Origin of the sequence: Halomonas sp. BL6 (assembly GCF_006228115.1) — a bacterium.
Classification (GTDB): Bacteria; Pseudomonadota; Gammaproteobacteria; order Pseudomonadales; family Halomonadaceae; genus Vreelandella; species Vreelandella piezotolerans.
On sequence record NZ_VDGL01000002.1, the window covers coordinates 535,258 to 549,318 of the forward strand.

Consider the following 14,061-nt stretch of genomic DNA (forward strand, 5'->3'; position numbering starts at 1 on the left):
TGGCCGAGCGGCGCTTTTAATCGTTGACCACCCGAGTGGCCGGGAATACGCAACGGAACAGTGCCCCTTCACCGGGCAACGACTCCACTTGGAGCTGCGCATCGTGGCGCAGGAGAACGTGTTTTACAATGGCTAGGCCCAGCCCAGTGCCACCGGTGGCGGTGCTGCGGCCCTTATCGACGCGGTAGAAGCGTTCGGTGAGACGCGGGATATGGACCGGATCGATCCCTTCACCGTCGTCGTCCACTTCGATGCAGGCACTGCCATTGGGCAGAGCCGCCCAGCGGAGCGTGATTTGACTTCCCTCCGGCGTATAGCGCACTGCGTTGAATGCCAAGTTGGAGATCGCACTGCGCAGCTCCTGCTCACTGCCGATTAGGCGCGCTTCGCAATCGAGTACGATCTGCACGCTGTGTTGCTGGTGAGACAGCGCCAGCGCATCGCGGCGAATACTCTCCAGCATCGGCCCGACGGCAAGCGGCTGGTGATCTTCTCCCCCTCGATCGATTTCGAGCCTAGAGAGTAGTAGCAGGTCGTTGACCAAGTTCTGCATGCGCTTGGTCTGCTCCTCCATTTGACCGATGCCTTTGCCCAAACGGGGCGGCAGCAGCTCTTTCAAATCGCCATAGGTTTCCAAGTAGCCCGACAGCACGGTCAGCGGTGTACGCAGCTCGTGAGACACGTTGGCCACGAAGTCACGGCGCATCTGTTCGAGGCGATGCAAGCGCGTAATGTCCCGGGCCATGACCAAGCGCTCGTCATCACCATAGAGCGTGATTTGATACTGCAGAATACGCCGCTCATCGATGGGTGAGGTGAGTGTTAGCGGCTCGCCATACTCCCGGGCATTGAAGTAGCTAATGAAGCGTGGGTCGCGCAGCAAGTTGGTAATATGCTGCCCGCGGTCATGGGCGGTTTGCAGGCCCAACATCTCGGTAGCCGCGCTGTTCCACCACTCTAAATCACCATGCCGATCCAGCATCACGACGCTATCACGCATCGCTTCCGAGGATTCCTGAATACGCGCAAGGGTCGCCCGCAGGCGGCTTTGCGTGATGCGTTGGCTCTTTTGATAGCGGTAGAGACGATCGAAAAGCTCACCCCAAAGCCCCGTTGCCGCGGGCGGCTCATCGTGAGGGTGAAGCGTCAGCCATTGGAACAGCGCCTTTAATTGGCGCAAGTGATAAATCAAACAGAATAAGAGGCCAGCGGCGAGCCCCACACCGGGATACCCCACCAGCCACCCCAGGCACATGCCCAATAGCGCCAGCCAGGTAATGCGCCACCATTCACGGCTCCACAGGCGCACGACTACACCCGAGCAGAGAAACGATACCCAGTGCCCCGCACTGTTTGAATCAAATTCTGGTGCGCCTCCCCTAGCGCCTTACGCAACCGGCGAATGTGCACGTCCACCGTGCGCTCCTCTACGTACACGTTGCCGCCCCACACCTGATCGAGAAGCTGGCTACGGGTATAGGCACGCTCTTGGTGGGTCATGAAAAACTGCAGTAATCGATACTCGGTAGGGCCCATCTCTAGCGCCTTGCCATGCGCGCTAACACGATGGCTCACCGGGTCTAACAGCAGCCCATTGATTTCGATGGGATCTTCCACGCCGCGCGGGGTCGCCCGACGCAGAACGGCTTTCAGGCGCGCTACCAGCTCACGGGGCGAAAACGGCTTGGTGATGTAATCGTCGGCGCCCGCTTCCAGACCTTGGATCTTATTATCCTCTTCGCCCTTGGCGGTCAGCATGATGATCGGCAGTTCCGCAGTAGCCTCTTCGCGCTTGAGACGGCGTGCCAATTCGATGCCGCTGGTGCCAGGCATCATCCAGTCCAGCAGCAGCAGGTCGGGCTGATGATCTACGACCATCGCGTGGGCATCCTGGGCGTTATCCGCTTCAAGCACGCGATAGTCAGCCATTTCCAGCGCCACAGCGATCATCTCGCGAATGGGCGCCTCATCATCGACGATCAGTACGGTCTTGGCGGTCATTCCAGGGCCTCACGGTGTGCTAAGAAAGCTCATGTATGCGAAAACGGTTCAGTGACATGTCTGTGACGATAACACCATGACTTAATGACAATTCTATGACACCCAGCAATATTAGCCAGCCACGGGCCACTCGCTTAGAGCAATGCCGGCAAAGACCAAGAGCCCCGACCAGTGATTATTCAAAAACGCTTGGAAACAGCGATCACGCTCCCGGTGAACGATCAAACGCTGTTGATGGGCAAAGGTTGCCGCCATTCCGACCACACCGAGCCAGAAGAAACCGCCCAGGCTCGCCATCAGCCCCACCCAAATCAACAACGCCAGGGTGGCAAGCTGCAGCAAGCCAATGATGAGACGGTCGGCACTGCCAAACAGCACCGCCGTGGATTTGATGCCGATCTTCAGGTCGTCATCGCGATCGACCATGGCGTATTGGGTGTCGTAGGCCACTGTCCATAGCACGTTAGCGCTGAACAGTAGCCACGCCACGAGTGGCACCTCGCCAAGCACGGCGCCAAACGCCATTGGAATCGCCCAGGAGAACGCCGCCCCCAGGACCACTTGGGGAAAGTGGGTATAGCGCTTCATGAAGGGATAAATGAACGCTAGCAGCACACCGCCGAAGGAGAGCAGCACGGTAAACCAATTGGTCAACAGGACCAACACGAAGGCCGCCGCCACCAGCGCCACGAATAGCAGCTGCGCCTCGGTTTCACTAATACGGCCGGTGGCCAGCGGCCGCTGCTGGGTACGCTTTACGTGGCCATCGAAGTGGCGGTCGGCGTAGTCGTTCACCACGCAACCTGCCGCGCGCATTACGTACACCCCGGCAATGAAAATCAGCAGTACATCGCGGCCCGGCACCCCGTCCGAGGCGATCCACAGCGCCCATAGCGTTGGCCACATCAACAGCCAAGTACCTATCGGCCGGTCCAAGCGCATTAGCTGTAGGAAATCGGTCAGGCGGGCCCACCCGGTTGGGCGCAACAGAGAACGGTCCATGCTCATGCTTACCTCGTCGAAAAAGTCGCTGCGTTAGCCTAGCGCGACGGCAGGCCCAGTGCATCTGTCATGGTGGATAAAAAGTACTCCTGCACCAGCAACGACAGCCCGCCGTGCTCAAAGACGGAGCGCCGCCCCCAAAGGCTACTGGACGACGATCCCAGCGTCAGCCGGTTGAATGGCGGCGCGGCCGACGTTACTTCCAGCGGCCCGCGCACCAAATCAGGCTTCTGGAATAGCCAGCTGCCTAGCGAACGCTCACCTAAGTTGCCCAACCCTTTGCCCTGCAGGTGGTGAAGCGGTGCCACCGAACGCGCCACGACCCACGGCGTATCATCGATACACAGCGCCACCTCACGCAGCCACGCATAGCGGCGGTGTGCAATGCCCAGGGCAAGGGCTTCATCGCGCTGGGGCAGGCCGATGGTCTGGCGCAACACGCGCACCCGAAATGCGCCCGGCTTACCGGCGGCCATCAGGCGGGCGGTCAACGAATCCGTGGAGGCGACCCACTGCCACCAAAGCGCGCTCATGGCTGGCCGAGCAGCGGCCACCGGCAGCCACTGAGGAAAGAGTGAAAACTCGGGGGCGGTCACCTAGGCCTCCAGGGCAGTCAATTGAGAGTGAGCTAGTGTAACATGGTGGTTTGTAGGCTTTTGTTCCACCGACGTCAGGGGACGGTATGCCCAACTCACACACGACCTCTTCCACGCCCTCTCCTCACTCAGCTGCGCTGGCGATCGTCGGAACCGGCATGGCAGGCGTGGGCCTAGCGCGTACCCTGCGACGCCAGGGAGATACACGCACTATCACGCTGATCAGTGCAGACAGCGGCGATGACTACAGCAAGCCCCTGCTTTCCACCGGCTTTGCCAAACGCCTCGGCCCCGACAAGCTCGCCCAGCGCGATGCCAGTGCACTGGCAGACGAACTCAAAGCCGAGGTCATTACCCACACCCAAGTGACGCATCTAGATGTGGACAACCAAACGCTACACCTGAGCAGCGGCGCCACGCTTCGTTACGATGACGTGGTGCTGGCCACCGGTGCCGCCCCTCGCAGGCCATTCAGCGTGCCCAGCGCACTGGCGGAGCGTTGCTTTACCGTCAATGACTTAGACGACTACCGGCACCTGCATGAAGCACTCACTCAGCCGAGCCGCGTGGCGATCATTGGGGCCGGGCTCGTTGGCTGTGAATTCGCCAATGACTTGCACGCAGGCGGACACCAACTCACCGTAATCGCGCCGGAGAGCGCCCCACTGCCGCGGCTGCTGCCCGAACCACTGGGTCATGCGCTGGCCAATGCGTTTCACGCGGCAGGCATTCGCCTCGCACTAGGGCGCAGCTTGGACACGCTTTCCCAAGCGGCCGACAACGCCGTAGCTTTGCACTTGGATAACGGCGAGCGGCACGCGGTAGATCTCGTCCTCTTCGCCACCGGCTTGATACCACGCACGGCGTTAGCAGAGGCCGCTGGCCTAACCGTAAGTGCCAGCGGCATTCACGTCGACCGCCAACTCCGCACTCGCCAGCCTAACGTTTATGCCCTGGGTGATGCGGCCTGTATCGACGGTGTGAACGCCATGTATGTCCAGCCGCTGCAAGCCAGCGTTAAAGCGTTGGCGGCGACGCTCACCGGCACGCCTACCGCGGTTCGCTTTGGCGCATGGCCCGTGGTGGTCAAAACGCCGCTACTGCCCATCGTGGCCTACCCACCAACGCAGCCACCCAAACGCTGGCGAATCGAAGGCGACGGTGACGATTTCACCGCCTTGGCCGAAGATAAAGACGGTCGTTTGATTGGTTTTGCGTTGACAGGCGGCTGTGTGAGAAGGAAAGTGGAGCTTTCCAGAGCCGCCCCCACCCTGCTAGGCTGATTTTCGCCGCGTTCGCGACTAGGCTAAAAAAGCTCCGCCTGCTGGGGTAAGCCGAGCAACCAACAACATTGATGTCTGTTTTTTCACAAGGGAGATTCCTTTATGCGCAAACCTGAACTCGCTGCCGCGATTGCTGAAAGTGCTGACCTGTCCAAAGACAAAGCGGGCCAAGTGCTCAACGTCATTCTGGACGAAATCACCAACAGCGTCGCCAAGGGCGAAGACGTCGCCTTGATCGGTTTTGGCACCTTTACCGTTCGCGAGCGCGCTGCCCGCACCGGTAAAAACCCGCAAACCGGCGCACCGCTGCAGATTCCGGCCAGCAAAAACGTGGCATTCAAGCCAGGCAAAGCGCTCAAGGACGCCGTTTCCTAATGAAGCTTTCGCTGACGCTGTGGCTGCTGGGCTTTATGCTCAAGCGAGCCCTGCGCCGCAAGCCGCGCTTTCGTGAGCAGCTCGAGCGCATGCGCGGCCTGGACTGGGGTGTCGCTACGGAAGACTTAAGCACCGCCCGCTACTACCGGATGGCGCCTAACGGCATCACCACCGGCAAGGGGTTGCCCGTCGATCTAGATCTTGAGCTGCGCTTTCGCGATCAAGACGCGGCGCTGCGTATTCTCAAGAAGCCTACCCAGCAGGCGTTTCTAGACGGCATGGTGGCAGGAGACGTCCGCCTCGTCGGCGACTCCTCCGATATGAACAAGCTGCAAAAATTGTTGAAGTATTTGTAGCAAGCTTTGCGGCATGGAACGAACAGTCAAGGGGCAATCCCGCAGAGGTATAACGGCTATCGATGGACATACCTCATCAACGCTTAGTGTACTTCCGCGTTACCCTGGAATCTGGTTCTGTGCGCCGAGCGGCAGCGCGCTTGGATATCGCTCCCTCGGCCGTCAGCAGGCAAATTGCGCTGCTGGAAGAGGCCCTGGGTGCGACGCTCATGGAGCGCCAGCGCGACGGCATCTCACCTACTCCCGTAGGTGAGATGCTGCTTGAGTATTGTGAACGTCGTGGCGCCCTCGATGAAGGATTCATTGCCTCGCTGGAGTCCTATCAGCGCATGGAGACCGGCAAGATATCCCTGACCGTTGGCGAAGGGTTTGTCAGCGACTTGGTGGCTTCTCCTCTGCATGAGTTCACTCAACGCTATGCGGGCATTCAGCTCGACATCCACACGGCGGGTACCTCGGGCATCATCGAGGCGGTGGTGGGCGATCACAGCCACATTGGCTTGATGTTCCATGAGCGCACCCATCCCCAACTTCGTTTCTGGGCCTCCAGCCCGCAGCCGCTGATGGCGATTCTCCCGCCCAGTCATCCCTTAACCTGCCAAGCCACCCCGCTCACGCTAACTCAGCTTAGCGATCAGCCGATGGCCATGTGGGATACCACCCATGGCGTGCGTCAAATGGTCGATCAAGCTTTCCAGCAGGCTCGCATTGCCCCCCGCATGGCGATGAATACCAACTCCATGGTGATTCTGGCGCAATATGTCCGCAGCGGCATGGGTATTACCCTGCTGCCCGCGTTTGCCGTCGCCCACGACCTGGAAGCGGGAACGCTGGTAGCACGCCCCGTCGATCACCCGCTATTTCAGCGCTCCCAGGCCCACATGGTCACCCGTGTAGGCCGCCAACAGCCCAAGGCCAGCATCCTGCTACTGCGCCATCTACAGCGCTGGATGCAAGCCTTCCGCGACCCGGCGTTAGATCAGCCGACGCCACTGCCATAACCAAACGCCACGCTGGCTTCTGGCGCGGTTTCCACCCAGACGCTTTGCGGCACGGTGTATTCGCGTAGGCCATCCAACCCGCTGGAGCGACCAAAACCGCTGTCGCCAAAGCCACCGAACGGTGACATCACGCTGATGGCCTTGTAGCTATTGATCCATACCGTGCCAGCGCGCAGCTGACCGGCCACACGATGTGCCCGCGCCACGTCCTGGCTCCATACCGCCCCCGCCAAACCAAAGCGGGTGTCGTTCGCCAATCGAATGGCTTCCTCTTCATTGTCAAAGGCCATCGCGACGAGCACTGGCCCAAAGACCTCTTGTTGGGCAATCTCCATATCAGGGGTGACATCCACCAGCACGGTAGGCGCGATAAAATAGCCCTGGGCGTCGTCAGGCAAACCTTCAGGACGTTTGCCACCCGTCAGCACTCTCGCGCCTTGCGCTTCTGCGGCCTCGATCATGCGCGTTACCTGCTCGAATTGACGACGATTCTGCAGCGGCCCCATACGGGTGGCTTCATCGCTGGGCAGGCCCACGTGAATCTGCTCCGCCGCGCGAGCCAAACGCGTAGTGACTTGCTCAAATACCGAACGCTCGATCAACAGGCGCGATCCTGCCACACAGCTTTGGCCCGCCGCCGCAAAGATGGCCGCCTGGGCGCCAGCTACCGCTTCGTCTAACTTGGCATCGGCAAACACGATATTGGCGGATTTACCGCCCAGTTCTAATACGCTGGGCACCAGGCGGCGGGCCCCCGCCTCGGCAATCATCCGTCCACTTTGGGGCGAGCCGACAAATACCAATTTGCCTATGGCGGGATGGTCGGTCAGCGCCGCGCCGGTCGTTTTGCCTAGCCCGTTGACGATATTGATCAACCCCTTAGGTAGCCCACCACGTTCGAGTTGTTTGGCAATCACGACCGAGGTGAAAGGGGTCAGCTCGGAAGGTTTCAGCACCACCCCGTTGCCCGCCGCCATGGCCGGTGCCAGCTGCCAGGCACAGGTGAACATCGGCGCGTTCCAGGGCGTGATCTGCCCCACCACTCCATAGGGCACGTGGCGCACATAGTTAAGATGCGAGGTAGGCACTGGAATGACCTCGCCGTGCTGCTTGTCGCACCAGCCCGCGTAGTATTCGAACATCTCGCGCACTTTGCCTACTTCGGCCCGGCAGTCACGAATGGGCTTACCGGCCACCACGCTTTCTAACTGCGCCAGCGCTTCTTCATGGCCCTCTAGCGCACGTATGGCAGCATTCATGCGCCGCCCACGCTCGCTGGCGGTCAGCGCCATCCATTCGCGTTGCCCCCGCTGCGCCGCTTGTGTCGCCCGCTCAATCAAGCCCGCACCCGCATCGCGGTAGCTGACCAGCGCATCCCCCGTCGCCGGGTTGATCAGCGTGATCTCTTCACCTTCTCCGGCCACCAGATCACCATCGATCCAGTTGCTCAACGGCGTTTTTGCCGCTAACCCAAAGCCGTTTAGGAGTGCGGCAAGCTGGTCGCTGGCGTGTTGGCTAAGTGAATTCATTGGTTACCCTCCGCTTGGCTGGCACGGGCTAAAATCGGCGTGGTGATATGGTTGAAGTCATCGCTATCGGTGGGCTGTTCGGTGTTGTCGTGCCAAGCATCGACAACCATTTGTAGCAGCGGTAAAGGAAGGCCCAACTGCTCAGCCGCCTCCCGCGCCAGGCGCAGGTCTTTACGCATCAATCCCGTGGTAAAGCCAGAGTCGAAGCGCTCGCTCAGCACCCACTCGGGGAAATTCACCTCACTGATAGCGCTACGCCCGGAGCCGCTATTGATGCCTGCCAGACAAGCAGCGGGGTCAACACCGGCTTGGGCGGCCATGGCAACTGCCTCGGCGGTCGTGATCAGGTGCGCCGCACACAGGTAGTTATTGGCCAGTTTCACCACATGGCCGCTGCCTGGGCCACCAACATGGGTGCATTTGGCGGACATCGCCTCCAACATCGGCCTGACCCGTTCAATGGTGGTTTCATCGCCGCCTAGCAGCATGCCTAGCTTGCCGCTGGCCGCCCCTTTGGGGCCGCCGCTGACCGGGGCATCCAGCCAATGAAGCCCTGCGGCCATCACTTTTTCAGCCAATTCACGACTCATGGCAGGGTCACTGGTAGAGGTATCGACAATCACACTGCCCCGAGGCGCCCGCGCGAGTAAACCAGGGGAGGTTTCAAGCACCTCACGCACATGGGCTGAGGTCGGCAGCGATAGAAGGTAGACATCACTGGCTGGTAGGGCATCAGGCGTCACAACATTCAAGCCAAGTGATGCGAGCTTGGTACGCGCGGCGTCAAAGACATCCGTGCCGGTTACAGCAAACCCTGCTGCTTTAAGCGTGAGCGCCATATTGCCGCCCATCTGTCCCAACCCAATCACCGTCAACGATAAAGACCTTGAGGTTTGAGGCATCACAAAACTCCTTACAGTGCAGAAAACGCTGAATGCTGGGTAGACGCTCCCCTACCCAGTGGGCATAAGGAAGCGAATAACGCGAGTTAAATCGTTTGGCTATTTAGACCAAGAGCGCTTTGACCAACTCCACCCAGTAGCGCGTTCCTAGCGGCAATAGCGCATCGTTAAAATCGTAGTGGGGGTTATGCAGCGACGCCGAGTCCTCACCGTTGCCCATCCAGATGTAAGCACCGGGCCGTTCGGCAAGCAGGAACGAGAAATCTTCGGACGCCATGCTAGGTGGCGGGTTACGCAACACATTTTCTTGGCCTAGCAAGCCCGCTAATACCGTTGCGCAGTGCTGGGCATGCGCTGGCGTATTGATCGTGGCGGGGTAGCAACGCTGGTAATCCAGCTCAACGGCTAAACCATGGAAGTCGGCCAAGCTAGCAATCGCCTGTTTGAAACGCGCTTCTAGGCGTTCTTTCAGCGCCATATCGAAACAGCGTAGCGTGCCGCGCAGCGCCACCTGCTCGGGAATCACATTGAACGTGTCTCCCCCGTTGATGCTGGTCACACTCAGCACCGCCGATTTATCCGGTGGCGTTTCACGGCTTATCAGGCCTTGCAGTTGGCTGATCAGTTGGCAACTCGCCAGCACCGTATCAATGCCTAGATGCGGCATCGCTGCATGGCAGCCTTTACCGGTCAATGTCAGGCTGAAAATATCAAACGCGGCCATGACGTCGGTATCGTGCACCGCTGCCACACCAACGGGCAGCCCAGGCCAGTTGTGCAGGCCGTACACCGCGTCCATCGGAAAGCGCTCGAACAGGCCGTCCTCCACCATGGCACGGCCACCGCCTTCGTTCTCTTCGGCGGGTTGGAAGATGAACACCACCCGCCCTTTGAAGTCGGGCTGCTGCTTCAGCGCCCAGGCCGCCCCCAGCAACATCGTGGTATGGCCGTCGTGACCGCAGGCGTGCATCTTGCCCGGCGTCTGCGAGGCGTAGGCAAGCCCGGTCTCTTCACGGATATCCAGGGCATCGATATCGGCCCGAAGGCCGATCGTTTTACCTTCACCCTGCTGACCGTCTAACGCGGCGACCACGCCCGTTCCAGCGATTCCAGTGGTCACTTCAAAGCCCCACTCACCGAGCAGCGCGGCGATACGTGCACTCGTGCGCTGCTCCTCGAACGCCGTTTCCGGATGCTGGTGGAAATCGTGTCGCCAAGCGGTGAGTTCTTTACTATCAGGCAAGGGTATTGACGTCGCCATGTTTTGTATTCCTTAAAGCATCACGTGAGCCACCACCGCCGACCCAATAAAGGTGCCGGTGAAGACGAGAAGGGCCACAATGACCAGCTTCCAGCCGGTCTGCTTGAACATCGAGAATTCACGGTGGGTCAGCGCTAGTCCGGCATACGCCAGTACGGGGGTGACCACCGCCAAGAAATTCACCTCTGCCAACTGCCCAATGATCCAGCCGTTACCCGGAAAGACGGGGAGCGTCGCGATGATACTAATCAGCGAGACCCACGCCACACTAGGCAGATAAAAAGGGCATAGCCGCCCGACCACTAAGCCGATGATGACCATGACATACAAAATTAGCATGCCAGGCAGCGCATCCAACAAAGGCGAGCCGTTGACGATGTTGCTAAACCACGCCGCCACACAGACAGCCGCCAGCACAAGGGCTGTTTTACCTAGCTGCTGTTCGGGGCGCAGCTCTTTTAATGCCTCAGCGTCGAACTGATCGACGGTGCTCTCATGAGTTTTCATGGCGAACCTCCTGACGGGTACCCTTCAAACGCGTAAACATCCACTCGGTGACCGGTAGCGCAATAAAGAGCGATACATACAATCCGGTGGCGTAGGTGAGCAGATTGCTGGCGCCGGCAAAGGCAAGCAGCTCATCTTTGGCGGCAGGGACGGCTTCTGCCAACGCTGCCGAGCATGCCGCTACCATGCTGCCACTGCCGACACCGCAGGCCATGGCCAGCGCGCGGATATCGAGGATATCTAGCGAGGCGATGTAGCCCGCCATCAGGGCAAAGTAGAGCGTACCGAACATAGTACCCACCACGTACACGCCCATAATGCCGATGCCTTCAGGGCTTCTTAGCCCGTAACGGTCTGAAATAATGGCAATGTTGGGTTCGCGGGCAATGGAGTAGGTCGCACCAATCGCTTCCCGGCCCATTTTGAGCACGAGTACCGCAAAGGGCAGCGCGATCAGCATGGTGCCAAGATTCCCCAGCTCTTGAAGAATCAGCGCAGGACCCGCCGCGATAATTTGCTCGATCGCTGGCCCAATGGTGGAGCCAAACTTGGCAATGAACGGCAAAATGGCGATCAGAATGATGGGGCCCGCGGCATGACTCACCGGCTTGGGAATGGCCTTGCCCATTGCTGAAAAGAGATGAGGATTGAAGAGTACGCCAATGATAAACGCGTAGAGGAGTGGTAATAGTAGTAATGTTCCCGGCCCAAGCGGAATCCGAATGATGCCGATCCACTCGGAAAACATCGACGTCAGTATCACCAGAAGATGTAGACGCCAGTCCAGCAGCAGTTTTAGATCCATGGGAGTGATCCTATTTTTTTTAGAGTCACTCCGAGTATCGAAAGGTTACTGTTTCAATCATAGCGTTTTGGTGCACTAATTTTTAGAACACATGGCCGCGATAGCATTAGCGTTGATAGGTCAAGAGCGACATCATCGTTGCGATGCCTCTATACTAACCAAGACTAAAGTCTAACATCACTTGTCACACGAGCCTCTATGCCCCTGACCCATTCCCTGCGCCGCCTTTGGACACTGGACAAGTTCGCTTACAGCCTGCGGGTGTTCATCGCCTTCAGCGGGGCGCTGCTGTTGAGCGGGCTAGCGGGGGATGTGGCACTGGTCATTCCGCTATTTTTGGGCATCATTGCCAGTGCCCTCTCCGAGACCGACGATAGCTGGCAAGGGCGTTTGCAGGCACTGGTAGTGACGCTGCTCTGCTTTGCATCGGCGTCGTTCGTGGTGCAGTGGCTGTTTCCGTGGCCGTGGCTATTTGCGGTCGGCTTGGCGCTCTCTACCTTCACGCTGATCATGCTGGGGGCGATTGGCCAGCGCTACGCGACGATTGCCTCGGGTACGCTGATTCTGTCGATCTACTCCATGATCAATATCGAGCAGCACGGTGGCGTGGATGAAGACGTCGCCTCGCGCCAGCTGCTGCTTTTGGCCGGAGCGGCCTGGTACGGCGCGATTTCCGTGGTGTGGTGTGCACTGTTCTCCCGCCAGCCGGTCAAGCAGAGCATGGCGCGGGTCTACAAAGCCCTGGGGGAGTTCTTGATCTTGAAGTCGGCGCTGTTCGAGCCGGTACGCGGTGTGGATGTCGAAGCTCGCCGCGTGGCATTAGCACGGCAGAACGGCCAAGTGGTGGAGGCGCTCAACCAAGCCAAGGAGATGATTTTTCGCCGCCTGGAGGGCCAGCGCGGCAACCGTAAGCTCAACCGCTACCTGCAAATTTACTTTATCGCCCAGGATATCCACGAACGGGCCAGCTCCACCCACTACCCCTACAGCGCGCTTACTGACGCCTTTTTCCACCACGATGTGCTGTTTCGCTGCCAGCGGCTACTCGACCAGCAGGGCCGCGCCTGCCGCCAGCTGGCCAAATCGCTGCTGCTGAATCGCCCTTTTAGCCACGAGCAGAGCGAGCAGGCGCTAGCCGACCTGCGCGCCTCGATCGATAATCTGAGCGAGCGCGGCAAGCCCGAATGGCGGCCACTGATGCGCCCGTTGAATGCCTTAGCGGACAACCTCACCACGCTCGAGGCGCAGATTGCCAGCGCCCACAACCCGGATACCGACGACGAACGCCGGGATAGCGCGCTCTACGACCGCTCTCCTTCGAGTCTGCAGGAGGCCTGGAAACGGGTGCGGCTCAATATCACGCTAGGCTCGCCTACCTTTCGCCACGCGGTGCGCCTAACCACCGCGCTAGTGGCGGGCTATGGGCTGCTGCAATGGCTCGATCCCCAGCAAGGGTTCTGGATTTTGCTGACCACGCTGTTCGTATGTCGACCTAACTTTGCCACCACGCGGCGCTTTCTCTCCCAGCGGATAGTGGGCACGGTACTCGGGCTGGTGGCAGGCTGGGCCTCCATCAGCCTGTTTCCCCAGCCGCTAATCCAGAGCATGATTGCCGTGGCGGCGGGCGTGTCATTCTTTGCCAATCGTGAAAAGCATTACGTGATCGCCACGGCCTCGATCACCCTGCTGGTGCTGTGCAGTTTCAATCAGGTGGGGGATGGCTTCGACCTTATCTGGCCGCGGCTGTTCGATACGTTGATCGGCTCGCTGATTGCGGGACTGGCGGTATTTTTCATTCTGCCGGACTGGCAGGGCCGCCGCCTCTACCGTGAGGCCGCCAAGGTGCTGACCAACCACCGCCGCTACTTGGACGAAATCGTCCACCAGTACGAAGAGGGCAAGCAGGACGACCTAGCTTACCGCTTGGCACGGCGCAATGCGCACAACGCGGATGCGGCGCTCTCGACCCTGCTCACCAACATGCTCCACGAGCCAGGGCACTACCGGAAGCAGGATGCCGACAACGGGCTGCGCTTTTTGGTGCTCTCCAACACGCTGCTCAGCCACCTCTCCGCGCTAGGTGCCCACCGCCACCGGCTGGCAGAGGATGAAGACGATGCCACCCTCGTGCCGCAGGCCAAGCGGATCAGCGCCTTACTGGAACAGCTAGCGGAACAGCTGGATAAACGCCTACCCGTGGAGCCGCTGACCGCGCCTGCCAACGAGCTGCTGAGCCAGCTAGGTGAGCACGGCGGCAGCGGAGAAGAGAAGGCCATCACGCTCTATCGACCCATTCAAAGCCAGCTGCGCCTGATTGCCGAGCAGCTTGGCCCCTTGAGCGATGCCGCCCATCGTTTGACCGATTCGAACGCAGAGTCGCTGCACGCCCTCGATACGGCCACGTGACCCTTGGCCACGCCTCGATGCCACTTCACTACACCGC

General features: G+C 59.7%; 14 protein-coding genes. 5 read left to right on the forward strand and 9 right to left on the reverse strand.

Annotated features, from left to right (window positions below; genetic code table 11):
- Positions 1 to 16: 16 nt before the first annotated feature.
- The 4 genes from phoR to FHJ80_RS06070 form a co-directional block, all read right to left on the reverse strand.
- Complete coding sequence (gene phoR / locus FHJ80_RS06055) at positions 17 to 1,309, reverse strand: phosphate regulon sensor histidine kinase PhoR (RefSeq protein ID WP_139526112.1); 1,293 nt, start codon at positions 1,307 to 1,309, stop codon at positions 17 to 19.
- Between the two features lie 2 nt (positions 1,310 to 1,311).
- The gene (gene phoB / locus FHJ80_RS06060) at positions 1,312 to 2,001 is read right to left on the reverse strand and encodes a phosphate regulon transcriptional regulator PhoB (protein ID WP_054640735.1); all 690 of its coding nucleotides are present in this window, start codon (positions 1,999 to 2,001) and stop codon (positions 1,312 to 1,314) included.
- 111 nt (positions 2,002 to 2,112) lie between these two features.
- On the reverse strand, positions 2,113 to 3,003 hold the full coding sequence (gene ubiA / locus FHJ80_RS06065; RefSeq protein WP_139526254.1) for a 4-hydroxybenzoate octaprenyltransferase: 891 nt from the start codon (positions 3,001 to 3,003) through the stop codon (positions 2,113 to 2,115).
- 38 nt (positions 3,004 to 3,041) lie between these two features.
- Positions 3,042 to 3,599, reverse strand: coding sequence for a chorismate lyase (locus FHJ80_RS06070; protein WP_239285766.1), 558 nt, complete (start codon positions 3,597 to 3,599; stop codon positions 3,042 to 3,044).
- Between the two features lie 86 nt (positions 3,600 to 3,685).
- On the opposite strand from FHJ80_RS06070, the gene FHJ80_RS06075 reads away from it, so the two are divergent.
- From FHJ80_RS06075 to FHJ80_RS06090, 4 genes are all read left to right on the forward strand, one after another.
- A complete protein-coding gene (locus FHJ80_RS06075; protein ID WP_139526113.1) occupies positions 3,686 to 4,882 on the forward strand; it encodes an NAD(P)/FAD-dependent oxidoreductase in 1,197 nt (398 codons plus the stop codon).
- A 102-nt stretch (positions 4,883 to 4,984) separates the two neighbouring features.
- Positions 4,985 to 5,257 carry an HU family DNA-binding protein gene (locus FHJ80_RS06080; protein ID WP_018918476.1) on the forward strand — a complete coding sequence of 91 codons (273 nt, stop codon included), beginning with the start codon at positions 4,985 to 4,987 and terminating at the stop codon, positions 5,255 to 5,257.
- The gene (locus tag FHJ80_RS06085; protein WP_044629301.1) at positions 5,257 to 5,613 is read left to right on the forward strand and encodes a hypothetical protein; all 357 of its coding nucleotides are present in this window, start codon (positions 5,257 to 5,259) and stop codon (positions 5,611 to 5,613) included. The genes FHJ80_RS06080 and FHJ80_RS06085 overlap by 1 nt, the downstream gene beginning before the upstream one ends.
- Before the next feature lie 62 nt (positions 5,614 to 5,675).
- Positions 5,676 to 6,614 carry a LysR family transcriptional regulator gene (locus FHJ80_RS06090; protein ID WP_139526114.1) on the forward strand — a complete coding sequence of 313 codons (939 nt, stop codon included), beginning with the start codon at positions 5,676 to 5,678 and terminating at the stop codon, positions 6,612 to 6,614.
- Here the strand turns inward: FHJ80_RS06090 and FHJ80_RS06095 are convergent.
- From FHJ80_RS06095 to FHJ80_RS06115, 5 genes are all read right to left on the reverse strand, one after another.
- Positions 6,593 to 8,143: an aldehyde dehydrogenase family protein gene (locus tag FHJ80_RS06095; protein ID WP_139526115.1), complete on the reverse strand. Its 1,551-nt coding sequence runs from the start codon at positions 8,141 to 8,143 to the stop codon at positions 6,593 to 6,595. The two genes, FHJ80_RS06090 and FHJ80_RS06095, sit on opposite strands and share 22 nt — an antisense overlap.
- A complete protein-coding gene (locus tag FHJ80_RS06100) occupies positions 8,140 to 9,045 on the reverse strand; it encodes an NAD(P)-dependent oxidoreductase (protein ID WP_139526116.1) in 906 nt (301 codons plus the stop codon). Before FHJ80_RS06100 ends, FHJ80_RS06095 begins: the two co-directional genes overlap by 4 nt.
- A 103-nt stretch (positions 9,046 to 9,148) precedes the next feature.
- Complete coding sequence (locus FHJ80_RS06105; RefSeq protein WP_139526117.1) at positions 9,149 to 10,306, reverse strand: M20 aminoacylase family protein; 1,158 nt, start codon at positions 10,304 to 10,306, stop codon at positions 9,149 to 9,151.
- Between the two features lie 12 nt (positions 10,307 to 10,318).
- Complete coding sequence (locus FHJ80_RS06110) at positions 10,319 to 10,813, reverse strand: hypothetical protein (RefSeq protein WP_139526118.1); 495 nt, start codon at positions 10,811 to 10,813, stop codon at positions 10,319 to 10,321.
- Positions 10,800 to 11,618 (reverse strand): DUF3100 domain-containing protein, encoded by an 819-nt coding sequence (locus FHJ80_RS06115; protein WP_139526119.1) that lies wholly within the window; start codon positions 11,616 to 11,618, stop codon positions 10,800 to 10,802. Before FHJ80_RS06115 ends, FHJ80_RS06110 begins: the two co-directional genes overlap by 14 nt.
- Before the next feature lie 198 nt (positions 11,619 to 11,816).
- Between FHJ80_RS06115 and yccS the strand changes: the two genes are divergently transcribed.
- Positions 11,817 to 14,024, forward strand: a complete 2,208-nt coding sequence (gene yccS, locus FHJ80_RS06120) for a YccS family putative transporter (RefSeq protein WP_139526120.1) — start codon at positions 11,817 to 11,819, stop codon at positions 14,022 to 14,024.
- Positions 14,025 to 14,061 lie beyond the last annotated feature (37 nt).